Origin of the sequence: Micromonospora sp. NPDC049089 (genome assembly GCF_040648775.1) — a bacterium.
Taxonomy (GTDB): Bacteria; Actinomycetota; Actinomycetes; order Mycobacteriales; family Micromonosporaceae; genus Micromonospora.
On sequence record NZ_JBEZEH010000116.1, the window covers coordinates 1 to 22,596 of the forward strand.

The following is a 22,596-nucleotide window of genomic DNA, read 5'->3' on the forward strand; positions in this document are numbered from 1 at the left end:
GCTGCCGCACGATGCTGCCCAGCCAGCGGCGGACCCGGCTTCCCGCTCTGGTGCTCAGCTCTTGAGCAGGGCGGTGGAGACCTGCCAGAGCCGCTCGGCGGCCTCCGGGTCCAGCGCGTAGTCGGCGACCCCGGTCCGCTGGCCCGGTTGGGCGGGGGCGGCCTCCTGGCAGTCCTCGAAGTAGCGCCCACCCACCTCGTCGAGCAGCGGTGACGCGGCGACCAGCACGGAGGTGGCGGCGCCCTGCTCGACGGTCTTCCAGGCCGCCGCGTTGCCCGACCGCATCCGGTCCAGTTCCTCCTTGCTCACGTAGCGCTGCAGGTTGGTCTGGATCGCGCCGGGCATCAGCGAGTTGGTGTAGATGCCGTCGTCGGACCAGCGCCGGGTCGCTTCCACGGCGAAGAGCACGTTCGCCGTCTTGGACTGCCCGTACGCCTGCCACGGCTCGTACTCCCGCTTGTCGTACTGGATGTCCTCGAAGACCACCGGTGAGCGCAGGTGGGCGGCGGAGCTGACCGAGACGATCCTGGCCCCGTCGCCGGACGCGAGCGCCGGGCGCAGCCCGTTGGCGAGCGCGAAGTGCCCCAGGTGGTTGGTGGCGAACTGCATCTCCCAGCCCTGCGGTGTGCGGGACAGCGGTGCCGCCATGATCCCGGCGTTGTTGACCAGGATGTGCACCGGGCCGTCCCAGTTGGCCACGAAGTCGGCGATCGAACCCTGGTCGGCGAGGTCGAGCGGGGCGACCAGGACCCGGTCGTTGCCGGTGGTGCCGGTGATGTCGTTGGCGGCCTGCTGACCCGCGTCCGGGTTCCGGACGGCCAGCGTGACCTCCGCGCCGGCGCTGGCCAGGGCGCGGGCGGTCTCCACGCCGATCCCGGAGGACCCGCCGGTGACGATCGCCCGCCGCCCGACGAGGTCCACGCCCCGGATCACGTCCATAGCGGTGGAGTGATGGGCGAACGAAGTGGTGATCGGGTTGTTGGTCGTCATTGTCCATCCTTGTCCGGGGTGGGCGGACCGACCGGCCCGCTGCGGGAGGCCGTGTGGCCCCGATGCTTCCCCGACCCGGGCCGGAGGTAACGCCGAGCCCGTCACCCTCGCCGTTCGGGCCTCCGACCAGCCCGGACGCTGCCAGAGTGGGATCGTGGGCGGCTACCGGCGGCGTGGACAGCTGGGACCGGCCGTCCCGATCGCCCCGGGCGCCCGGGTGGACAAGTTCGAGGTCTTCTTCGACCTGGTCTTCGTCTTCTCGTTCTTCATCATCACCCGGGCTACCGCCGCGAACATCTCCGGTCGGCAACTGCTGCACGCCAGCCTGGTGCTCGCCGTGCTCTGGTGGATCTGGGTGGTGCACAGCCTGGTCGCCACCCGGGTCCGGCTCGGCGAGGGCTACGTCCCGGTGCTCATGGTGATCGCGATGGTCGCCCTGTTCGCGTTCGCGTTGGCGCTCCCGCAGGCGTTCAGCGACCCGAAGGGGAGCGCCGCCGGCCCGATGCTGGTGGCGATCAGCTACGTCGTGGTCCGCGGCATCCACTGGATCCTCTATCAGCACGTGGTGCGGGACAGCCCGCAGGAGCGGCGGCAACTGCGGCGCTTCGCTCCGGAGCTGGCGGTGAGCATCGTGCTGCTGCTGGCCGCCGCGCTCATCCCGCCGCAGATCACCGACCCCGACCGGGCTGCCCTGGTCCGCGACGGGCTGTGGATCGCCGTGGTGGTGGTGCAGTACGCCACCGGCTTCATCGTCGGTACCTGGGGCTGGGGGGTGACCAGCGCCGAGCACTGGACCGAGCGCTACGACCTCATCCTGATCATCGCGCTGGGCGAGTCGATCATCTCGACGGGGGTGGGCGGCAACCTGCTCGGCAAGCCGGTCACCTGGCCGGCGGTGGCCGCCGCCGCGCTCGGCATCGTGGTCACCGCAGCCCTCTGGTGGGCGCACTTCGATTTCATCGGGCCGGCCGCCCGGATCGCCCTGCACGCGGCGGAGGGCGGCCCCCGGGTGGCGATGGCCCGCGACGCGTACGCGTACGCGTACCTGCCGATGATCGCCGGGGTGATCCTCTTCTCGATCGGCAACGAGCAGATCCTCCACAAGATCACTGACCCGGCCGGCGGGATCGCCGAGAAGATCGAGGGACCGGCGATAGCGATGTTCTTCGGCGGTCTGATCTGCTACTTCGCCGTCAACCTGCTCTTCCAGTTGCGCACCCTGCACACCGTGAGCTGGACCCGTCTCGGCGTCATAGTGGTTCTCACGGCTGCCCTTCCGGTCGGCCAGCACCTGCCGGCGCTGGGCGCGCTCATCCTCGCGACAGTGATCTGCGTGGCGCTGGTGGCCGTGGAGGTGGTGGTGATGGCGCAATCCCGGCACGCCCTGCGGGCCGCCGTCTTCCAGGAGCGGACCAGCCACGAGGCCCATGAGGCCGCCTGGCGGGCGCGCTGGCACGACGTCGAGGAGACCGACGAACCGACCACTCCGTGACAGCGGCCTGCCCGGGGTCACGGGCGCGACCGGCCGGCCCTAGACTTCGGCGCAGCGTCGCAGTGCACCCGGCCCGAAGGCCGCCGTGGGCATGGAGGCGCGGGGACAGCATGGGACGACACGTGCACCCAACCGGTTCACCGGCCGGCCGGCTCGCCGCCGTCGGCAATCAGATGATCGAGATCCACCTCTGGCTCAGCGCGGAGCTGGCCCGACTGCAGTCAAGCCTCGACACCCCGTCGCGGGACCTGCGCGCGCACTGCCTCACCTTCTGCGCCGCGCTCGGCCGACACCACACCGGTGAGGACGCTGGCGCGTTCCGGCTGCTGGCCGAGGAGGCCCCCGAGCTGCGCCCGGTCATCGACAACCTGATCACCGATCACGAGGTGGTGGCGGGGATCCTGGAACGGGTCGAGGCACTGCTGGGCGGCGACGCGACGGTGCCGGTCGCCCAGGTACGCGCCGAGCTGGCCGGGCTCGCCGCCCTGCTGGAGTCGCACTTCCGCTACGAGGAGAAGCGGCTGGTCACCGCCCTGAACGCGCTCACCGGTCGACCCGGAACGACAGAGGATCTGCTCGGCCTGTCCGCGCCCGGTTCCCCCTAGCCGGCCCGCTCGGCCTCCGAGCCCGGGGCGACAGGGGATAGCCGCTCGTAGAAGCGGATCTTCTCCCGGAGGTGCTCGTACTGGCGCTGGAGCAGGCCCATCTGCTCCTCGACCCGCACCGCGTGGTGTCGCAGCAGCTCACAGCGCTCGTCGACGGTGTGGTCACCCTCGCGGGCCAGGTGCGCGTAGCGGCGCATCTGCGCGATCGGCATCCCGGTGTCGCGCAGGCACCGGAACAGTTCCAACCAGCCGAGGTCGTCGTCGGTGAAGACCCGCTGACCACCGGCCGTCCGCTCCACGTCGGCGAGCAGGCCGATCTTCTCGTAGTACCGCAGGGTGTCCAGGCTGAAGCCGCTGCGGCGGGCGGCCTCCGATGGGGCGTAACCGCTCATGTCGCGAGATTTTAATGCTTGACCTGGAGCGCGCTCCAGGTTGGAGGGTGGAGCGCATGACGATGACACGAACGCTGGGACGCAGCGGCATCGAGGTGAGCGCGATCGGGATGGGGTGCTGGGCCATCGGTGGCCCGCTCTGGGGTGACGGTGGGCAGCCGTTCGGCTGGGGAGAGGTCGACGACGACGAGTCCATCCGCACCATCCACCGCGCACTCGACCTGGGGGTGACCCTGTTCGACACGGCCAGCAACTACGGCGCCGGCCACAGCGAACGGGTCCTCGGCCGGGCCCTTTCCGGCCGCCGGGACGACGTGGTGATCGCCACGAAGTTCGGCAACGTCAGCGAGGAGAGGACCCGGCGGGCGCTCGGCACCGACGCCAGCCCGGCCTTCGCGGTGCGCAGCCTGGAAGACTCGCTGCGCCGGCTCGGCACCGACCACGTCGACCTCTACCAACTGCACCTCAACGATCTGCCGGTGCCCGCCGCGCTCGATCTGGTCGACACCCTGGAGGCCCTGGTCGACCAGGGCAAGATCCGGGCGTACGGCTGGAGCACCGACGATGCCGCCTCGGCGGAGGCGTTCGCGGCCGCCGGCCCGCACTGCGCCGCGATCCAGCACGACGAGTCGGTGCTGCGCGACAACGCGGCGGTGCTGGCGGTCTGCGACAAGCACGACCTGGCCAGCCTCAACCGCGGCCCGCTCGCGATGGGGCTGCTCACCGGGTCGACCCGGGCGGTCGGGGCGGACGATGTGCGCGGGCGGGCACCGGAGTGGCTGGAATGGTTCACCGACGGCCGGCCGACGCCACGCTGGGCGGCCCGGGTCGACCAGGTCCGCGCGGCGCTCACCGCCGACGGTCGCACCCTGGCCCAGGGCGCGCTGGGCTGGCTGCTGGCGCGCAGCCCCCGTACCGTGCCGATCCCCGGCCTGCGCACGGTCGCCCAGGCCGACGAGAACCTCTCCACCCTGGAGCTGGGCCCCCTGAGCCCCGAGTCCTACGCCGAGGTGGAGCGCCTCCTAACCGACCTCCGCACCCCCTAACCCGCCCCCCGCCCCCGCCCCGGCCTCGCTCCCGCCCTCACCCTCACCCTCGCCCCGTCGATCTTGCACTTTCTGTGCCGATAAAAAGTGCGTAGCAGGACAGAACGGGGACCGTAAGTGCAAGATCGGCGAGGGGTGGGGGCTGCAGATGCGTCCGGGGGCGGGGGTTTGGACGAAGATGGGGGTATGCGGATCCTCCTGGCCGGCGCGTCCGGCTTCCTTGGCACCCGGCTGGCCGACCTGCTCGTCCGCGACGGACACGAGGTCACCCGGCTGGTCCGTCGAGCGCCGGGCGGGCCGCAGGATCGGCGCTGGGACCCGGCCGCCGGGCAACTCGACCCGGCCGTGGTCGCCGAGGCCGACGCCGTGGTCAACCTGGCCGGCGCGGGCGTCGGCGACAAACGCTGGAACGACGACTACCGGCGGTTGATCCGCACCAGCCGGGTGGACACCACCACCACGCTGGCGACCACAATCGCCGGGCTCCCCGCCACGGGCCGACCCCGGGTGCTGCTCAACTCGTCCGCCGTCGGCTGGTACGGCAACACGGGCGACCGGGCGGTCGAGGAGGACGCCCCGGCCGGCGAAGGTTTCCTGGCCGACGTCTGCCGGGTGTGGGAGGCCGCGACCCGTCCGGCCGAGGACGCCGGCGTACGCGTGGTCCGGCTGCGTACCGGCCTGCCGCTGCACCGCGATGGCGGCCTGCTCAAGCCGCAGTTGCTGCCGTTCAAGCTCGGCATCGCCGGCCGGTTGGGCAGTGGCCGGCAGTGGCTGCCGTGGATCTCGATGAGCGACTGGCTGGACGCTGTCCGCTTCCTGCTCGACAGCGACGACATCGCCGGCCCGGTCAACGTGGTGGGGCCGAACCCGGTCACCAACGCCGAGTTCACCCGCGAGCTGGCCCGGCAACTGCACCGGCCGGCGGTGATCCCGATTCCCGCGCTGGCGCTCAAGGTGGCCCTCGGCGGCTTCTCCCACGAGGCCCTCACCAGCACCCGGGTCCTCCCCGGAGTCCTGACCAGAGCCGCCTACCCCTACCAGCACCCCACTCTCGACACTGCCCTGAAAGCAGCCCTGACCCCCTAACCCGACCGCAATGTTGATCAAGAGGTTTGCGTCAGGATCCGGCTTCCGGATGACGCAAACCTCTTGATCAACGAAGGCGGGCGGGTGGGGTCAGCAGCCGATCACCCAGTAGTTGGGGGCGGTCTGCTTGAGGGTGCTGGTGTAGAACGTGTTGTAGAGGCCCATCCGCTGGTTGGAGCCGTTGGCGTAGGCGTAGCCGCCGGACTGGTACGCCCGACCGGCCGCCACGTGCGCGTAGTTGCTGGCCGTCACGCAGGTCGGCGGCGTGGTCGGGGTGGCCGTCGGGGTCGGCGTGGGCGTGGCGGTCGGCGTCGGCGTGGGGGTGGCCGTCGGGGTCGGGGTCGGGTTGGTCCCGCCGCCGTTCAGACCGAAGAAGAGCGCGTCACGGTACGTCGAGCAGATGGTGTCCAGGAAGTACGCGCCCGCGGTCCCGCACTGCTCGGCCGCCGAGCCCGGGTCGACCGGGGTGCCGTGGCCCATTCCGGAGATCCGGTAGAGGCGCACGTCGTCGTTGCCGTACACCTCCAGGCTGGTGTTGCCGGGCAGCGACGAGGTGCTGGTCGGGGTCTGCGACACGCCTCGCACGTTGGTCCACTGGTCGCGGGACTCGGTGCCGTTGAGCGGGGTGACTGTGGTGTCCGAGGTGCCGTGCCAGATCGCCACCCGGGGCCGCGGGCCGGTGTAACCGGAGTACGCGCCCCGCACCAGGTCGCCCCACGCGGCCGGGGTCTTGTCCGCGCCCGGGTTCATGCAGCTGAACGCGTTGACCATGCTGGTGGCGCAGCGGTACGGGATGCCCGCGATGATCGATCCGGCGGCGAAGACGTCCGGGTAGGTGGCCAGCATGACCGCGCTCATCGCCCCGCCCGCGGAGAGCCCGCTGACGTAGACCCGGGAGCCGTTCACCCCGTAGTTCGTCTTGGCGTGGTCGACCATCTGCTTGATCGACAGCGCCTCACCCTGGCCTCGGGTGGTGTCTCCGGCCTCGAAGAAGTTGAAGCAGGAGTTGGCGTTGTTGCCGGACGGCTGCTGGGCGACGATCAGGGCGAACTTCCACTGGTCGGCGTACTTCTGCCAGCCGGAGTTGGCGAAGTAGCCGGAGGCGTTCTGGGTGCACCCGTGCAGGAGGACGACCGCCGGGGAGTTGGCCGGCAGGTTGTCCGGCCGGTAGGCGTACATGGCGAGGTTGCCGGGGTTGGAGCCGAACCCGGTGACCTGGGTGAGGGTGGCGGCCTGAGCGGGCGCGGCGACGGCGACCGCGCCCGTGACGGCGAGGGCGAGCCCGGCGACCGCACCGAGCAGCCTGGTGAGGGTGGACGAGGAGCGGCGCACGGCGGCCTCCTGGAAGGGGCGGACTGTGAACTGGGTCACTGTCGAGTTGCCGAGACGTTACGACGATGTGTCGCCGCTATGACATGGGGCCGACTCACACATTCACGACGGACGCTGTGTACGCCGAACCCCGCCCGCCGACGCCGTACCGGAACCGACGACAACCGCCGGTCTGACCGGACCGTCCAGGTCCGGTTGGTAACGTCCGCTGCGTGCCGTCCTCCCCGTCGCTGGCCACCGGGCCCGCCCCCGCGTCACCGCAGCGCACCGTCCGGGACCGCCGGGCCGACCTGATCGTCGTGCTGGTGGCGCTCGCGCTCGCCGTCTGGGTGACAAGCGGGCTGTGGCGGGACCCGAACACCCGCACCATCACCGTCAACTCCAGTGACCAGGCGCTGTTCGAATGGCTGCTGGCCTTCGGCGGGCACGCGGTCACCCACTGGGACAACCCGCTCTTCACGTACCTGATCAACGTCCCGGACGGCGTGAACCTCGCGGTCAACACCTCGATCACTGTGTACGCGGTGGTCTTCGCCCCCCTCACGTACCTGATCGGGCCACCGGCGACGTTCCTGGTGATCCTCACCCTGAACCTGCTCGCCACCGCGCTGGTCTGGTACTGGCTGCTCTCCCGGCACCTGGTCCGCAGCCGGCTGGCCGCCGGGGTCGGCGCCCTGTTCATCGCCTACTCCCCCGGCATGGTGTCGCACGCCAACGCGCACCTGAACTGGACCGCCGGCTGGCTGGTGCCGTTGCTGATCTGGCGGCTGTTCGCGCTGCGCCGAGCCGGGCACTGGCTCCGCGACGGGGTGATCCTCGGCGTGCTGGTGGCGGTGGCCTTCTCGATCGCCGCCGAAGGGCTCTTCTTCACCGCGCTGGCGCTGGGGGTGTTCGTCGCCATCTGGGCGCTGCACCCGGCCAACCGGGCGGAGGCCCGTGCCGTGCTGCCCAATTTCGTACGCGGGCTCGGGGTGACCGCCGTGGTCGCCGGCGTGCTGCTGTCGTACCCCCTGTGGTTGCACTTCGCCGGGCCGCAGCGGTTCCACGGCACCGGCTTCGACCCGGCGATCCACTCCGAGGACATCGCGGCGTTCGCCGCCTTCCCACGCCGCTCACTGGCCGGCGAGGCCGGGTTGGGCACCTCGTTGGCGCCGAACCCGACCGAGGAGAACTCCTTCTTCGGCATTCCGCTGCTGGTGCTCACCGTGGTCTGTTTCGTCGTGCTCTGGCGGCGGGCCGACCCGAGCCGCCGGGCCACCCTCTGGGCGCTGGGCGTTCTGGCGCTGATCTTCTCGGTGCTCTCCTTCGGCCCGATCGCCAAGGTCGACGGGCGACGCACCGACCTCCCCATGCCGTTCGACCTGCTCGGACAACTGCCGGTGGTGAACGCCGCGCTGCCCGCCCGTCTGGCGCTGGTGGTCGCGCCGGTGATCGGGCTGGTGCTGGCGTACACCGTCGACCAGTTGCGCGCCGCGCCACCCCGGTACCGCCCCACGGAGCTGGCCTGGGTGCTCGGCTTCGCGGCGGCCCTGGTGCCGCTGCTGCCCACCCCGCTGCTGACCGACGAGCGGGAGCCGATCCCGCGGTTCATCACCTCCGGCACCTGGAAGGACTATGTCTCGCCGGACGGGGTGCTGACCCCGGTGCCGCTGACCGTGGACATCTACCCGGACGGTCAGCGGTGGCAGGCGTACGCGCTGTCGCACCGGCAGGGCGAGTTCGAGATCCCCGGCGGCTTCTTCCTCGGGCCCGGTGGGCCGGACGGGCGGGGCCGGATCGGTCCGGTGCCGCGCACGCTCAGCGCGTTGATGGACCAGGCCGGCCGCACCGGGCTGGTGCCGATCGTCACCGACGGGACCATCCGGGAGGTCCAAGCGGACCTGCGGCACTGGCGGATCGAGACGGTGGTGCTCGCCGACCAGGTGCACGGCGCGAAGTTCGAGGTCGACGAGGAGGCGCTGCTGCGTACCGCCACCGCCCTGTTCGGCGAGCCGCAACGGGTCGACGACGTCTGGCTCTGGCGCATCCCGCCCACCGATCGGTAGTCCGCGACGCGGCCGGTCGGGGCATCGCGACCGGCCGTCATCGCGTCTAATGGGCCGATGGAATCGACCGGCGGGCGACTGCGGCGTGCCACCGTTGTCGGGCTCGCGCTGGGGCTCGTCGCGCTCAGCGCGCCAGCGGCCACGGCCGCTGACAGCCCCGCCACGGCCGCGAGCAGCGCTCTCACCGACAGCACAGCCGGCGGAGGCGCTGTCACCGACAGCACGGCCGGGGTGGTGCCGAGCCGGGTGCGCGATCCGTGGCTGTGGCAAGCCACAGTGGGGCAACGACCGGCGGGTCCGGCCGCGTTGGTGTTCTTCACCGACCGCACCCGCTATTTCGAGTCGACAGGCGTGCTCGTCGCCCGGGACGGCGCCTACCGGCTCATCCCGATCGGCATGGCGGAGGGGCACGGGCTGCTCTCCCCCGACGGGCGCCACTACCTGCGGCCGCAGACCGGCGAGCTGCTGGACCTCACCACCGGCCGGCAGCGCCGCACAGTGAAACCCGGGCTGCACCCGTTCGCCTGGTCACCGGATGGGCGACGCGTGCTCGGCACCCGAAACAACGACGATCACGTCATCAGCTACGGGCCGGACAACCAGCAGCTCAACGATCCGGAGAAGCCCGACGACCTGCTCGTCGTCGACCCGTACCAGGGCACCGAGCAGGTGGTCGCGGCCGGCACCTTCGCCGCCCACAACGAGGCGGCCTGGTCACCCCGTGGCGACCTGCTGGCGGTCACCGGCTCGCCGGACGTGCCTGCCCGGCTCGCCGAGCGCCAGCGACTTGTGGTCCTGGACCCGACCGGCGGGGGTCCTCGCTGGCAGGTCGACCTGGGCGACCGGCGGATGCTGGCCGGCCCCGCCGCCTGGCATCCCGACGGCCGGCGGCTCGCGCTGCTCGCCTTCGACGGCTGCGCCGGGCCCAGGTGCACGTCCGAGCAGCTGGCGGCGCGAAGCTGGCGAATCGAGTTCCTGGACACGGCCACCGGCCAAGCCGTCGGCAAGGCCCTGCCGGCCGGCACCTCGGTCAGCGGGATCGTCGGCTGGCGCGGCGACGACCCGCTCCTGCGGTATGTCAACAGAACGGAGGCGGACACGGACCGGCAGGCCACTCTCGCCGCGCTGTCGCCCGACGGCGGTCGCGAGGTGCTGGTGACCACGCCGGTCGGGTCGACCGACCTGATGGTGCCGGGCGACCTGCTGACCCGGGCCGCGTTCGGTGGGTCAGAGCCCCGGCCGTCACCGTTCGCCGCCCCGCTCTGGGTCTACCTGACGCTGGCCGTGCCGACGCTGCTCGTGATCGCTCTCATCGTCCGCCGGATCCGCCGCCACCGCGCTGCGACGGGCCCTGCTCCGGCGTGACAACGAGCCGCCGAGCGGCACCGACGTGGTCCTCGTGAGGGGGCTCACCAGGGATGATCGCCCCGGACGGGACTAGGCTGGTTGCCGTGACAACGACGACCCCCGGCCTGACGGCCGTCCGTGCCGGTCTGCTCGATTACCAGGCCGCCTGGGACGAGCAGCGGAGCCTGCACGAGTCGGTGGTGGCTGGCGAGCGCGGCGACACAGTGCTGCTGCTGGAGCACCCGAGCGTCTACACAGCGGGCAAGCGCACCGAACCGTGGGACCGGCCCATGGACGGCACCCCGGTCGTCGACGTGGACCGTGGCGGCAAGATCACCTGGCATGGGCCGGGGCAGCTCGTCGGTTACCCGATCCTGCGCCTGCCCGACCCGGTGGACGTGGTCGCCTACGTGCGCCGGACCGAAGAGCTGCTCATCGACGTGTGCGCGGAGTTCGGGTTGACCGCCGGCCGGGTCGAGGGGCGCAGCGGGGTCTGGGTGCCCGAGGACGACAGGGGGCCGGCCCGCAAGGTGGCGGCCATCGGCATCCGGGTGGCGCGGGGCGTCACCCTGCACGGCTTCTCGATCAACTGCGACTGCGACCTGACGTACTTCGACCGGATCGTGCCGTGTGGCATCCGGGACGCGGGCGTCACCTCGCTCACCGCCGAGCTTGGTCGGCCGATCAGCGTCGCGGACGTGCTGCCGGTGGTCGAGCGCCGGCTCTCCACCCTTGTCACGATCTGAGACTCGGCCGCGCGTCGGGTGACCGACGGGCGGCTTACCCTCGGTTGGTGCAGATTGATCTCGTCACCGTCGTCGTTACCGAGTACGACCCGGCCATCGCCTTCTTCACCGGGGTGCTCGGCTTCGAGCTGGCCGAGGACGCCCCGTCGCTGACCAACGACGGGCGGCCGAAGCGTTGGGTGGTGGTCCGTCCGCCGGGAGGCGGAACCGGCTTGCTGCTGGCCCGTGCCGACGGCGAGCGGCAGGAGGCCGCGGTGGGCGACCAGACCCACGGCCGGGTGGGTTTCTTCCTTCAGGTCGACGACTTCGACGCCACCTACCGCCGGATGGTCGAGGAGCGCGTCGAGTTCGTCAAACCGCCGCGCACCGAACCGTACGGCCGGGTCGCCGTCTTCCGCGACGTCGCCGGCAACCTCTGGGACCTCCTCGGCCCCGCCTGAGCCGCTGCCGGCCCGCTCCACGGATCGAGTGGGCCGGCAGGGCTCCCACCTACGGGGTCAGGCGATGCAGGTCACGGGGGAACGCGGTGACCTCGCGGACGTTCGCCGCGCCGACCAGCCGGGCCACGAACCGTTCCAGGCCGATGGCGAAGCCACCGTGCGGCGGCATGCCGTGCCGGAACGCGTCCAGGTAGCCGACGTACGGCTCGACCGGCTCACCCCGGGCCGCCAACGCCGCCAGGTAGTCGGCGTGCCGGTGCAACCGCTGCCCGCCGGTGACCAGCTCCAGACCCCGAAACAGCAGGTCAAAACCGTTCGAGTACGCGGGCCGCGCCGGGTCCGGGTGGGTGTAGAAGGGTCGCTTCGCCATCGGGTAGCCGGTGACGAAGAGGAAGTCCGACCCGTGTTCGCGCCGGGCCCACTCCCCCAGCGCCCGTTCGTGGGCGGGCGCGAGGTCCGGCTCGTCGGCGGGCGCCCCGGCGATCGTCAGCGCCTCGGTGAAGTGCACCGCCGGGATCTCCGCCGGCACCTGCGGCGGCGTGACGCCGAGCGTCGCCAGCGCGCCGGCGGCCCGCTCGTCCACGGTCCCGAGCATCCCGGCCACCGTGTCGCGCAGCACGCGCATCACGTCCCGGTGGTCGGCGACGAAGCCCAGCTCCGCGTCGAGCGACGTGTACTGCGCGAGGTGCCGGACCGTGTCGTGCGGTTCGGCCCGGAAGACCGGCCCCACCTCGTAGACACGTTCGAAGACGCCGACCATCAACTGCTTGTAGAACTGCGGTGACTGGGCCAGGTAGGCGGGTCGACCGAACCAGTCCAGCGCGAACACGTTCGCACCGCTCTCGGTGCTGGAACTGACCACCTTCGGCGTGTGGACCTCCACGAAGTCCTGGGCGTCGAGTGCGGCCCGGAACCCGGCCACCGCGGCCGCCGAGATCCGCAGAGCGGCCGAGCGGGTGGGGTGCCGCAGCGCGGTGGGCGCGTTGTCGAGCTGGGTGGGCAGGCTCGCGGTGAGTGCCGGCCGGTACAGGTCGAACGGCGGCGGCTCGGCGGGCGACCCGAGGAGACGTACCGTCGGGTCGGTCAGCTCCACCCCGGCGGGCGCCGTGCCGTTCGCGGTGGCCGTCGCGGTGACCTCGACGACCGTCTCCTCGGTGAGTTTCTCCAGCTCGGCGCGGACGGCCGGGTCGGTGACGACCACCTGGGCCAGGCCGGTGGCGTCCCGAACGATCAGGAAGGCCACCGACTTGAGCAGTCGGCGGCGGTGCACCCAGCCGGCGATCCGCACTGTCGTGCCGATCCTGGCGGGCAGTTGCTGGGACAGGGTTCGTTGCATGGCGGGCTGCTCCTCGGTCGATCGCCACGCCGTCGCCGCCCCGGGGTGGCGAAAGCGTCGCATCAGCCCCAGGGAGGTGTGGGCGAGCGGGAACCTCGCGGTGCCACCACACCTTCACCCCCGCCGGAGCGGGGGCCTCGTTCGTCGCCTGATGACCGGGGCCAGCCGGGCGGGCTCTACTGGGCGCGGGGGACCCGCGGCCGTTCTTCCCGCAGCTCGGGAGGGTCTTCGCGCCCCGGTGCCAGACCGCCTCTCAGCACCGGCGGCTCTCTGCACTGGCGGGTCGGGGGCTACTCGGCTCCGTCGTCGCTGTTGGCGGTGACCGTAGCACCCGAATCCCGCTCGTGTGACGCACATTTTCGACACCCCGGTGTCCGGCGTCACAACGTTCGGGGCGTGACGCCGGTCGCCTGACGCACATAGACACCCGCCGTCCGGCGTAGGCTCATTTTCGTGACGATCGAGCACTCCGCGCCGACGACCGGCCAGGCAGCGCGCACCGCAACGGCGGCCCCCGAGGGGCGGCGTCTGCTGCGGATCGAGGCGCGTAATGCCGAGACGCCGATCGAGCGCAAACCGCCATGGATCAAGGTCAAGGCAAAGATGGGCCCGGAGTACACCCAGTTGCGCGGGCTCGTCTCGCGCGAAGGGCTGCACACCGTCTGCCAGGAGGCCGGCTGCCCCAACATCTACGAATGTTGGGAAGACCGGGAGGCCACCTTCCTCATCGGTGGTGACCAGTGCACCCGGCGCTGCGACTTCTGCCAGATCGACACCGGCAAGCCGGCCGAGTTCGACGCCGACGAGCCGCGTCGCGTCGCCGAGTCGGTGGTCTCGATGGGGCTGCGTTACGCCACCATCACCGGTGTCGCCCGTGACGACCTGCCCGACGGCGGTGCCTGGCTGTACGCCGAGACCGTCCGACAGATCCACGCCCTTCAGCCCGGCTGCGGCGTCGAGCTGCTGATCCCGGACTTCAACGCCGTCCCCGAGCAGTTGGCCGAGGTCTTCAGCTCCCGTCCCGAGGTGCTGGCCCACAACGTGGAGACGGTGCCGCGCATCTTCAAGCGCATCCGGCCGGCGTTCCGCTACGACCGCTCGCTGGACGTGATCCGGCAGGCCCGCGCCGACGGCCTGGTCACCAAGAGCAACCTGATCCTGGGCATGGGCGAGGAGCGGGCCGAGGTTTCGCAGGCGCTGCGTGACCTGCACGAGTCCGGCTGCGAGCTGATCACCATCACCCAGTACCTGCGCCCCTCGCCCCGGCACCACCCGGTGACCCGCTGGGTCAAGCCGGAGGAGTTCGTGGAGCTGCGCGAGGAGGCCGAGGAGATCGGCTTCGCCGGGGTGATGAGCGGGCCGCTGGTGCGTTCGTCGTACCGGGCCGGCCGGCTCTACAAGCAGGCCATCGACGCCCGCGCCGCCGCCTCGGTCGCCACCGCCAGCTGACTCCGCCGGCAGCGCCGCACGGCCGTTCGGCGTCCGGGTGTCATGATCCTGTGATGACCGTCGGCGTACGCGAGCAGCCGCGCGGCGCGGACTCGCCGCGCCCGCGACCCGGCGCGCGTTCCGGCCTGGTCGGTTGGCTCACCGGGTTGGTGGTGCTCGCAGGGGTGGGTTACCGGCTCTGGCTTCTGCTGCACGCCGCCCCGCCGACGAACAGCGACGAGGCCACCATGGGGCTGGCCGCGCTGCACATCGCCCGGGGCGAGGACTTCCCGGTCTGGTTCTACGGCCAGCAGTACATGGGCACGCTGGAGGCGTACCTGGCCGCGCCGGTGTTCGCCCTCGCCGGTGGGCCGTCGCTGCTCGGGCTGCGGTTGCCCACGCTGGCCCTGTACGCGCTGTTCCTGCTGCTGGCCTGGCGGTTGGCGCTGCGGCTGACCGGGGACCGGTGGTTCGGGTTGCTGATGGTGGCGCTGCTGGCCCTCGGTTCCGACCGGATCGTCAAGAACCAGCTGATCGCCGGCGGCGGTTACCCCGAGATGAACACGGCCGGGGCGGCGCTGGCAGTGCTCGCAGTGGATCTCGCCACCGGTCGACCGGGGCGGCGGACGGCCGAGGCCGGGCGACCCGGTTGGCGGTTGGCGCGCTGGGCCGCGTGGGGGTTCCTGGCCGGGCTGATGCTCTGGGTCGACCCGCTCGTGCTGCCGTACGTCGCGGCGACCGGCGCGGTCCTCGTCGGGTTCTGCCGCCGGGAGCTGTGGGGTGCCGCCGGGGCGCTGCTCGGGGCGGCGGCCGTGCTGGGAGCGGCCCCACTGCTGCTGCACAGCCTGCTGACCGGGCGCAACCCGCTGCACGCTGTGCTCGCGGCCAGCGGTACGAACGCCAGCGCGGGCTGGCCGGACCGGCTGCACGGTGGCCTGGTTCTCGGCCCCGGGCTGGGCATGGGCTTCTGCGCTCCCGGGCAGTGCGCCACCTGGCAACTGTGGTGGGCGCTCGCCCTGCCGCTGCTGCTGGCCATCGCCGCCGCGACCGCCTGGCGGGCCCTGCGCGCCTGCGAACCCGATCCTGCTGGCTCTGCCGCTGTGGGCAACGACGCGGTGTCGCCTCGGGTGGCCGCGGCGGCACGGCTGGCGCTCGTGCTGGCCGCGGTGGCCACCCTCGGCGCGTACACGGTGAGCAGTTCCGCCGGGCTCACCCCCGTGGAGAGTTCCCGCTACCTGTCCTGCCTGCTCATCTCCCTGCCGGCGCTGCTCTGGCCGGTGTGGACGGTGGCCCGGCACGGGCTGCGTCGGGCGGCGACCGGCCGACACGGCGTCGGGTCGACGCTGGCCCGGTCGGTCGCTGTGGTGATGCTCGCCGCCACGCTGGGCACCGCGGCCCACGCCACCTGGCGGGCAGCGGAGACCGTCCCGGCGACCCGGGACGCCGAGGCCCGGCACACCGAACTGGTGAGCACCCTGCGACAACTGGGCGTACGGCACGTGCGCGCCGGCTACTGGACCTGCAACCGGCTCACCTTCGCCAGCGCGGAGCAGGTGGTCTGCGCGGTCGTCGACGACACCCTGCGCCCCGGTTTCGACCGCTACCCCGCGTACCGGCGGGAGGTGGACAGCGCGGCGGCACCGGCCTGGGTCGCGCCGGCCGGCTCACCCCTGGCGGAGGTGCTCGACGAACGGCAGCGAGTCACGCCGGGCAGCCTCGACCTGGTCACCATCGAGGGCTGGCGCATCTACCTGCCGCGCTGACCCCAGCGGCCCACGTCAGCCCGGCGGCCTCGGTGCGCGTCAGCGCGGCCCGGCGGCCTCGGTGAGCAGGCCGAGGCGGTGGGCCAGGGCGGCGGCCTCCACCCGGTTGGTCACACCCAGCTTCGCGATGATCCGGGAGACATGGACGCTCGCCGTCTTCGGCGAGATGAACAGCCGCTCGGCGATCCGGCTGTTGCTGTGCCCCTCAGCGACCAGGCGCAGCACCTCCCTCTCCCGAACGGTCAACAGGTCCGCTCCGGCCCCGCCCCCGGCGCGCAGGCCGACCCGCCGCGCCAGGGTGGCGGCCGCCTCGACCAGCGGGGTCGCGCCCAGCCGCCGGCCGATCTCGGTGGCCTCGGTGACCGCCGTCGCCGCCTCGTCGCGTTCCCCGGCTGCGGCCGTCGCCTCGCCCAACGCCAGCAGCGCCCTGCCCAACGGGTAGGGCTGCCCGTCGGCCCGCCACGCGTCGACCGCCGCACGCCACGCCGGCAGCGCCTGGTCGCCGACCGCGAGCAGCGCGGTGACCTGGGCGGCGTGCGCGCGGGCCGCCGGGTGCCGCGCCGGCAGGTCGGTGGCGAGCGCCGCCACCGCTGTGGCCAACTCCCGGTCACCCACCCGCGCCGCGGTACGCGCGGCGGCGCTGAGCACCGGCCAACCCTCCCGGGGCAGGCGCGGCAGGCTCTCGTCGGCCACCGCGACGCGGGCCGCGCGTACCGCCTCGACCTTGTCGTCCGCGGCCAGCGCCGCCTCGATCGCCAGCTCGTGCAGGGGCAGGCGGTGGTTCGGCCACAGGTACGGTCGGTTGAGGAAGGTGAGCGCCTTGTCGACCAGCTCGTCGGCGCCCGGGTGGGCGCGGGCCAGCCGCAGCCCGGCGCCCAACTGGATCCAGTGCAGACTGGTGACACCGGACAGGTCGATCCGGGCGGCCTCCCCGCAGACCGCCTCGGCCTCATCCCACCGACCCAACGCGATGAGCGCCTCGGCCCGGTTGGAGAGCAGGTACGCCCCGGTGGAGCGGCTGATCCCCACCCGTCGCGCCTCGGCCACGCCGGCCTCGGCGGCCTCCGCGGACTCGGCGTAGCGGCCCAACTCGCAGAGCACGTCCGACTGGTACACCCGGGCGAGCACCAGGGCCGTGGAGTCCCCGGACTCGCGGACGACGGCCTCAGCCTGGCTCAGCTCGGCCAACCCCCGCTCCAGGTCCCGCTCGCCGTGGCAGAGCAGGGCGATCCGCGTGTGCAGCAGCGCCAGGTCCTCGCCGAGTGCCTTGCCGTCCACGGCGGCCTCGGCAGCCACCCGGGCCGCCTGTCCGGGGTCGATCTTGACCATGTGCGCGGCGATGTCGGCGAGCAGCCGAACCCGTGCCACGTCACGGGGGCCGCCGGCGGCCAGCCGGTACGCCTCATCCAGCTCCCGGCGGCCGTCACTCTTGCCGAGCAGGGCCATCAGCCGACCCCGCTGGTTGAGCAGGCGGGCGGCACGCAGCGGTGCGGCGTCGGTGTCCACCTCGGCCAGGCCGGCCCGGGTCAGCGTGATGGCCCGGCTGAAGTCGCCGGCCGTGACCGCCGCGGCCAGGGTCTGCTCCAGCAACGCCAGATGGTCCATGCCGAGCAGGTCGGCGGCGTCGGGCACCAGTTCCCACAGCTCCAGCGCCCGCTCCAGCAGTCGGCGCTGCTCGGCGTACGCGTACCGGTCGGCGGCGGCGCACGCGGCGGCTCGTGCGGCGACGAGGGCGCGCGGATGGTCGTGCGCGGCGTACCAGTGGTGGGCGATCTCGGCCGGGGCCCGGCCGGCGGCGACCAGATGCGGCTGGGCCTCGATGGCGGCGGCGAAGCGGGCGTGCAGCCGGGCGTGCTCACCGGGCAACAACTCGTCGTGGACGGCCTCGCGGACCAGCGCGTGTCGGAACTCGTAGTCACCGTCCCGGTCGGCCACCACCAACTGGGCGGCGACGGCGGCGCGTAACGCGTCCTCCAGCTCGGTTTCGGGCAGCCCGGCGACCTCGGCGAGCAGGTCGTGGGCGAACCGGGTGCCGCCGGCGGCGGCGATCCGCAACACCCGCTGCGCCGGCTCCGGAAGCCGGTCCACCCGGGCCAGCAGCAGGTCACGCAGCGTCTCGGGCAGCGCCGCGCAGCCGATCGGGTCACCGGCGACGGCCAACTCCTCGATGAAGAATGGGTTGCCCTGGGTGCGGCCATGGACATCGTCGACGGCGCGGGCGGGCGGCTCGGCACCGAGCAGGTCGGCGAGGATCGCGGCGGTGCCGTCGCGGTCCAGGCGAGCCAGCTCGACCCGCTCCACACCCCGGGCCCGATCCAGCTCGGCGAGGAACGGGCGCAGCGGGTGCCCGCGCTGCAACTCGTCGGTGCGGTAGGTGCAGACCAGCAGCAGCCGGCCCGGCCTCGCCGCCCGGACGAGGAAACCGATGAGGTCGCGAGTGGAACGGTCGGCCCAGTGCAGGTCCTCGATGATCAGGACCAGCGGGCGAGCATCGGCCAGCCGCTGGAACAGCTCGGCGACCAGGTCGAACAGGTAGCCGCGCGGGGCGTCGCTGAGCAGGACCGCGCGGGGGGTGGTCAGCGCCGCAGAGGCGCGGCCCAGCTCCGGCAGGAGCGGAGCGAACTCCGCTTCGTAACCGGCGAAGACCTCGGGGCCGTCGGCGCGGAGCACCGACCGCAACGCGGCGGCGAACGGCGCGAACGGCAGACCCGCCTCGCCCAGCTCCAGGCACTGGCCGACGAGCACCCGCGCCGCCCCCTCGGTGGCCCAGCCCGCGAACTCCTCCAGCAGCCGGGTCTTACCCACCCCCGCCTCGCCGCCGACCAGCACAGCGGTCGGCTCCCCGGCCCGCGCCCGACCCAGCGCGTCCCGTAGTGCCACGGTCTCGCGGTGGCGCCCGACGAGGACGGAGCTGGCGGCGCGTACGGTCACGTGTTCGAGCATGCCATGGCGGCCCACCCCGCCGGCCCCGCCGATCGGCCGGAGGCCGGGCGGCGGGGTCGGATCGGGTCGAGTGGCCAGCCCGCCGGGCGCGGTAGCCGTGGCAGCGGCCACTACAGGCGCGGTGGACGTGGCGGCCACGCTGAGCGCGGTCACCGGCGGGCGTCGCCGGTGCGACCGGCCTGCCTGCGCCGGCCCAGCCACCCGCGGCTGACCGGACGGGACAGCGACCGGGCGAGCCGGTCCGCGGCAGCGTCGGCGCGCAGCTCGGCGGCGTGGGTGCGGTGCAGGGTGAGCAGGAAATCTGCGTCGTTGCCGAACATGTCGGGCTCCTTCGTGGCGTCGTCGTCTTCTGCTGACGACTCTTCGCGCGAAGGCCCCACCCGGGCATGGGCACGGCGCCTCATCTTCCGCACCCACACCCTCCTTACCCGGCCGCTCAGGGCGCTCACGGCGACGTAAGGTACTCAGCTGCCCCGGCACCCGGACGCGGATCAACCGGGCCGGCGGCGACCACTAGACTCTGCGGCATGGCAAAGCCCCAGGAGAAGGTCTCGTTCGGCCAGCGGCTGAAGCAGATCGGGATGGTGTTCCAGTTCACCGCCAAGCAGGACCGGTGGTTCGCGCCGTTGGTCGCCGCAGCGGTGCTGCTCCCGCTCGCGCTCACCGTGGTCGCGGTCATCCTCTGGGGCTGGATCTGGCTGCCGCTGGGCATCCTGTTCATCCTGCTCGCGGTGCTGATCGTGCTCAACCTTCGGTCCAACAAGGCGATGATGAACGCCGCCGAGGGGCAACCCGGCGCGGCGGCGCAGATCATGGAGAACATGCGCGGCGACTGGCGGGTCACCCCGGCGGTCAGCTCGACCACCCAGATGGACATGGTCCACCTGGTGATCGGCCGCCCGGGCGTGATCCTGCTGGCCGAGGGCAACCCGCAGCGGGTGCGCGGCCTGCTCGGCCAGGAGAAGCGGCGGCTGTCCAAGGTGATCGGCTCCGCTCCCCTGCACGACTACGTGATCGGGCAGGAGGAGGGCGAGCTGCCGATCCGCAAGCTGCGGACCACGCTGCTGCGCCTGCCCCGCGCCCTCTCCGGCAAGGACGTCAACTCGCTGGACAAGCGACTCAAGGCGCTCACCGCCCGGCCACAGATGCCCAAGGGCGCGATCCCGAAGAACATGCGGCCGCCGGGCGCCTTCCGCCAGTCGCGGGGCCGCTGACCCCCTTCGACGTACGCCGACAAGAGCCGGACCCGCACGGGCCCGGCTCTTTCGCGTCGGGGCGTCGAACGCGCCCCGCGCCCCGCGCCCCGCGCCCCGCGCCCCGCGCCCCGCGCCCCGCGCCCCGCGGGCGGCTCGGGCTCGAGCAGCGCCAAGATCGTGCTCGAACCTGGATGTAGTGGTCTCCGGGTGCGTGAATGCCACTACATCAATGATCGAGCACGATCTTGGGATCGCTGAGGCGAACTCAGCCACCTTCGGGGGCGCAGAGGGTCGGGTCAGCCGCGGGGGGCGTCGACGATGACCGAGCCGGCGATCCGGTCGTGCAGACCGCGTCGGTGCTCGTCCATGATCAGCGCGGGGACGACAAGGGCCAGCAGGAGGCCACGGATCAGCCCCCGAAGCACGCCGATCCGGCCACCGTCGTTCCAGCTCACGCAGCGGATCTTGGTGATGAACATGCCCGGAGTCTGGGCGAACAGGCCGAGGAAGATGCCGTACACCAGGACCAACACCAGCACCGGGGCCCAGCCGTCGCGTACCGGGTCGGCGAAGAAGTTGGACACCAGCAGGCAGAGCACCCAGTCGATGATCAGCGCCCCGAACCGCCGACCGAGGCTCGGCGCGGTGAAGCTGGGGTCGGTGGCCGGCGCTGCCGGGAGGTGCGGATTGGTCACAGCGGTCAAGGGTATCCGCGCCGGGATGAGGGCTTGCCGGGTGCCGCCGCCACTGCGTGCCGATTCAGGCCAAAGCGATCAGATGTCATTACACTGGCACAGTCGGTACGGCGTCCCTGGCGGGCCGGAGGCGTGGACGGGGCGCCACTGACGCTCCGCGAGGGACGTAACACGGCAGAAACAACGGAGACACGGCCGGGCAACCCCCCGGCCCTAGCGTCGCCAGAAGCCTAGCCACCCCGTGGACGTGCCAGGAGGATGTGTGTTCGCCAATCCCGAGGAACTGCTGCGATACCTCAAGAACGAGGACGTGAAGTTCGTCGACGTTCGTTTCTGTGACCTGCCCGGCGTGATGCAGCACTTCAACCTGCCGGTCGAGTCCGTCAACGACGACCTCTTCACCGACGGCCTCGCGTTCGACGGTTCGTCGATCCGCGGTTTCCAGGCGATCCACGAGTCGGACATGCTCCTGCTCCCGGATGTCGCCACCGCGTTCATCGACCCGTTCCGCGCGCAGAAGACGCTCGCGCTCAACTTCTTCATCCACGACCCGTTCACCCGCGAGGCCTACAGCCGCGACCCGCGCAACGTGGCGAAGAAGGCCGAGGCGTACCTGGCGGCGAGCGGCATCGCCGACACCGCCTACTTCGGCGCCGAGGCGGAGTTCTACATCTTCGACTCGATCCGCCACGAGACCTCGGCGCACCAGTCGTTCTACTACATCGACTCGATCGAGGGCGCCTGGAACACCGGCCGCGAAGAGCCGGGCGGCAACCGCGGTTACAAGACCGCGTACAAGGGCGGCTACTTCCCCGTCCCGCCGGTCGACCACTACGCCGACCTGCGTGACTCGATCGTGCGCCGCCTGGTCGACACCGGCTTCAACGTGGAGCGCTCGCACCACGAGGTGGGCACCGCCGGCCAGTCCGAGATCAACTACCGGTTCTCCACCCTGCTGCACGCCGGTGACCAGCTCCAGCTCTTCAAGTACATCGTGAAGAACGAGGCCTGGGCCAACGGCAAGACCGCGACGTTCATGCCCAAGCCGCTGTTCGGCGACAACGGCTCCGGCATGCACACCCACCAGAGCCTCTGGCTCAACGGTGAGCCGCTGTTCTACGACGAGACCGGCTACGCCGGCCTGTCCGACATGGCCCGCTGGTACATCGGCGGTCTGCTGCACCACGCGCCGTCGCTGCTGGCCTTCACCAACCCGACGATCAACTCGTACCGTCGCCTGGTGCCGGGCTACGAGGCGCCGGTCAACCTGGTTTACTCGCAGCGCAACCGCTCCGCCTGCACCCGCATCCCGGTGACCGGCAGCAACGCCAAGGCCAAGCGCGTCGAGTTCCGCGTCCCGGACCCGTCGGCGAACGTCTACCTGGCCTTCTCGGCCATGATGATGGCCGGCCTGGACGGCATCAAGAGCAAGATGGAGCCGCCGACGCCGATCGACAAGGACCTCTACGACCTCCCGCCGGAGGAGTGGGGCGACGTCAAGCAGGTGCCGGGCTCGCTGTCGGCGGTGCTCGACTCGCTGGAGGCCGACCACGACTACCTGCTCGACGGCGGCGTCTTCACCCCCGACCTGATCTCCACCTGGGTCGACTGGAAGCGCGCCAACGAGGTCGACCCGGTGCGTCTGCGCCCGACCCCGCACGAGTTCGCCATGTACTACGACTGCTGAGCAGTCGCTCGAAACACCGGCCGGGCC

Annotated in this window: 19 protein-coding genes; 12 read left to right on the forward strand and 7 right to left on the reverse strand. The window is 72.1% G+C overall.

Annotation, left to right across the window (positions count from 1 at the left end):
* Nucleotides 1-54: 54 nt before the first annotated feature.
* Nucleotides 55-990 carry an SDR family NAD(P)-dependent oxidoreductase gene (locus AB0B48_RS20080; protein WP_357203644.1) on the reverse strand — a complete coding sequence of 312 codons (936 nt, stop codon included), beginning with the start codon at nucleotides 988-990 and terminating at the stop codon, nucleotides 55-57.
* Nucleotides 991-1,144: 154 nt separating this feature from the next.
* Here AB0B48_RS20080 and AB0B48_RS20085 point away from each other — a divergent pair, with 154 nt between their 5' ends.
* Both AB0B48_RS20085 and AB0B48_RS20090 read left to right on the forward strand, forming a co-directional pair.
* On the forward strand, nucleotides 1,145-2,482 hold the full coding sequence (locus tag AB0B48_RS20085; RefSeq protein WP_357203647.1) for a low temperature requirement protein A: 1,338 nt from the start codon (nucleotides 1,145-1,147) through the stop codon (nucleotides 2,480-2,482).
* 110 nt (nucleotides 2,483-2,592) lie between these two features.
* Entirely contained in the window at nucleotides 2,593-3,087 is a 495-nt protein-coding gene (locus tag AB0B48_RS20090; RefSeq protein WP_357203650.1) for a hemerythrin domain-containing protein, read from the forward strand.
* Here the strand turns inward: AB0B48_RS20090 and AB0B48_RS20095 are convergent.
* Nucleotides 3,084-3,479 carry a MerR family transcriptional regulator gene (locus tag AB0B48_RS20095; RefSeq protein ID WP_357203653.1) on the reverse strand — a complete coding sequence of 132 codons (396 nt, stop codon included), beginning with the start codon at nucleotides 3,477-3,479 and terminating at the stop codon, nucleotides 3,084-3,086. The two genes, AB0B48_RS20090 and AB0B48_RS20095, sit on opposite strands and share 4 nt — an antisense overlap.
* A 56-nt stretch (nucleotides 3,480-3,535) precedes the next feature.
* Between AB0B48_RS20095 and AB0B48_RS20100 the strand changes: the two genes are divergently transcribed.
* Nucleotides 3,536-4,525 carry an aldo/keto reductase gene (locus AB0B48_RS20100; RefSeq protein ID WP_357203656.1) on the forward strand — a complete coding sequence of 330 codons (990 nt, stop codon included), beginning with the start codon at nucleotides 3,536-3,538 and terminating at the stop codon, nucleotides 4,523-4,525.
* Nucleotides 4,526-4,711: 186 nt separating this feature from the next.
* Complete coding sequence (locus AB0B48_RS20105; RefSeq protein ID WP_357203658.1) at nucleotides 4,712-5,611, forward strand: TIGR01777 family oxidoreductase; 900 nt, start codon at nucleotides 4,712-4,714, stop codon at nucleotides 5,609-5,611.
* A 90-nt stretch (nucleotides 5,612-5,701) separates the two neighbouring features.
* On the opposite strand, the gene AB0B48_RS20110 is transcribed toward AB0B48_RS20105, so the two are convergent.
* The gene (locus AB0B48_RS20110; RefSeq protein WP_357203685.1) at nucleotides 5,702-6,943 is read right to left on the reverse strand and encodes a PHB depolymerase family esterase; all 1,242 of its coding nucleotides are present in this window, start codon (nucleotides 6,941-6,943) and stop codon (nucleotides 5,702-5,704) included.
* A 212-nt stretch (nucleotides 6,944-7,155) separates the two neighbouring features.
* On the opposite strand from AB0B48_RS20110, the gene AB0B48_RS20115 reads away from it, so the two are divergent.
* The 4 genes from AB0B48_RS20115 (at nucleotide 7,156) to AB0B48_RS20130 (ending at nucleotide 11,521) form a co-directional block, all read left to right on the forward strand.
* The gene (locus tag AB0B48_RS20115; RefSeq protein ID WP_357203661.1) at nucleotides 7,156-8,988 is read left to right on the forward strand and encodes a DUF2079 domain-containing protein; all 1,833 of its coding nucleotides are present in this window, start codon (nucleotides 7,156-7,158) and stop codon (nucleotides 8,986-8,988) included.
* 57 nt (nucleotides 8,989-9,045) lie between these two features.
* A complete protein-coding gene (locus AB0B48_RS20120; protein WP_357203664.1) occupies nucleotides 9,046-10,353 on the forward strand; it encodes a hypothetical protein in 1,308 nt (435 codons plus the stop codon).
* Nucleotides 10,354-10,439: 86 nt separating this feature from the next.
* Nucleotides 10,440-11,081, forward strand: a complete 642-nt coding sequence (lipB, locus tag AB0B48_RS20125) for a lipoyl(octanoyl) transferase LipB (RefSeq protein ID WP_355007774.1) — start codon at nucleotides 10,440-10,442, stop codon at nucleotides 11,079-11,081.
* Nucleotides 11,082-11,128: 47 nt separating this feature from the next.
* On the forward strand, nucleotides 11,129-11,521 hold the full coding sequence (locus AB0B48_RS20130) for a VOC family protein (RefSeq protein ID WP_357203667.1): 393 nt from the start codon (nucleotides 11,129-11,131) through the stop codon (nucleotides 11,519-11,521).
* A 49-nt stretch (nucleotides 11,522-11,570) separates the two neighbouring features.
* Here the strand turns inward: AB0B48_RS20130 and aspS are convergent, their stop codons facing one another.
* The gene (gene aspS / locus AB0B48_RS20135) at nucleotides 11,571-12,857 is read right to left on the reverse strand and encodes an aspartate--tRNA(Asn) ligase (RefSeq protein WP_357203670.1); all 1,287 of its coding nucleotides are present in this window, start codon (nucleotides 12,855-12,857) and stop codon (nucleotides 11,571-11,573) included.
* Between the two features lie 453 nt (nucleotides 12,858-13,310).
* On the opposite strand from aspS, the gene lipA reads away from it, so the two are divergent.
* Together lipA and AB0B48_RS20145 are read left to right on the forward strand one after the other, a co-directional pair.
* Nucleotides 13,311-14,306 carry a lipoyl synthase gene (gene lipA / locus AB0B48_RS20140; RefSeq protein ID WP_355007777.1) on the forward strand — a complete coding sequence of 332 codons (996 nt, stop codon included), beginning with the start codon at nucleotides 13,311-13,313 and terminating at the stop codon, nucleotides 14,304-14,306.
* 53 nt (nucleotides 14,307-14,359) lie between these two features.
* Nucleotides 14,360-16,048 carry a hypothetical protein gene (locus AB0B48_RS20145; RefSeq protein WP_357203674.1) on the forward strand — a complete coding sequence of 563 codons (1,689 nt, stop codon included), beginning with the start codon at nucleotides 14,360-14,362 and terminating at the stop codon, nucleotides 16,046-16,048.
* A gap of 39 nt (nucleotides 16,049-16,087) precedes the next feature.
* Here AB0B48_RS20145 and AB0B48_RS20150 read toward each other — a convergent pair whose 3' ends face one another.
* Together AB0B48_RS20150 and AB0B48_RS20155 are read right to left on the reverse strand one after the other, a co-directional pair.
* Complete coding sequence (locus AB0B48_RS20150) at nucleotides 16,088-18,979, reverse strand: AAA family ATPase (RefSeq protein ID WP_357203677.1); 2,892 nt, start codon at nucleotides 18,977-18,979, stop codon at nucleotides 16,088-16,090.
* Nucleotides 18,980-19,140: 161 nt separating this feature from the next.
* Nucleotides 19,141-19,311, reverse strand: coding sequence for a hypothetical protein (locus tag AB0B48_RS20155; RefSeq protein WP_167362519.1), 171 nt, complete (start codon nucleotides 19,309-19,311; stop codon nucleotides 19,141-19,143).
* A 207-nt stretch (nucleotides 19,312-19,518) separates the two neighbouring features.
* On the opposite strand from AB0B48_RS20155, the gene AB0B48_RS20160 reads away from it, so the two are divergent.
* Complete coding sequence (locus AB0B48_RS20160; RefSeq protein ID WP_145779624.1) at nucleotides 19,519-20,205, forward strand: DUF4191 domain-containing protein; 687 nt, start codon at nucleotides 19,519-19,521, stop codon at nucleotides 20,203-20,205.
* A 278-nt stretch (nucleotides 20,206-20,483) separates the two neighbouring features.
* Here AB0B48_RS20160 and AB0B48_RS20165 read toward each other — a convergent pair whose 3' ends face one another.
* Nucleotides 20,484-20,882: an RDD family protein gene (locus tag AB0B48_RS20165; protein WP_357203682.1), complete on the reverse strand. Its 399-nt coding sequence runs from the start codon at nucleotides 20,880-20,882 to the stop codon at nucleotides 20,484-20,486.
* A gap of 262 nt (nucleotides 20,883-21,144) precedes the next feature.
* On the opposite strand from AB0B48_RS20165, the gene glnA reads away from it, so the two are divergent.
* Nucleotides 21,145-22,569, forward strand: coding sequence for a type I glutamate--ammonia ligase (gene glnA, locus AB0B48_RS20170; RefSeq protein WP_355007781.1), 1,425 nt, complete (start codon nucleotides 21,145-21,147; stop codon nucleotides 22,567-22,569).
* The last annotated feature ends 27 nt before the right edge of the window (nucleotides 22,570-22,596 follow it).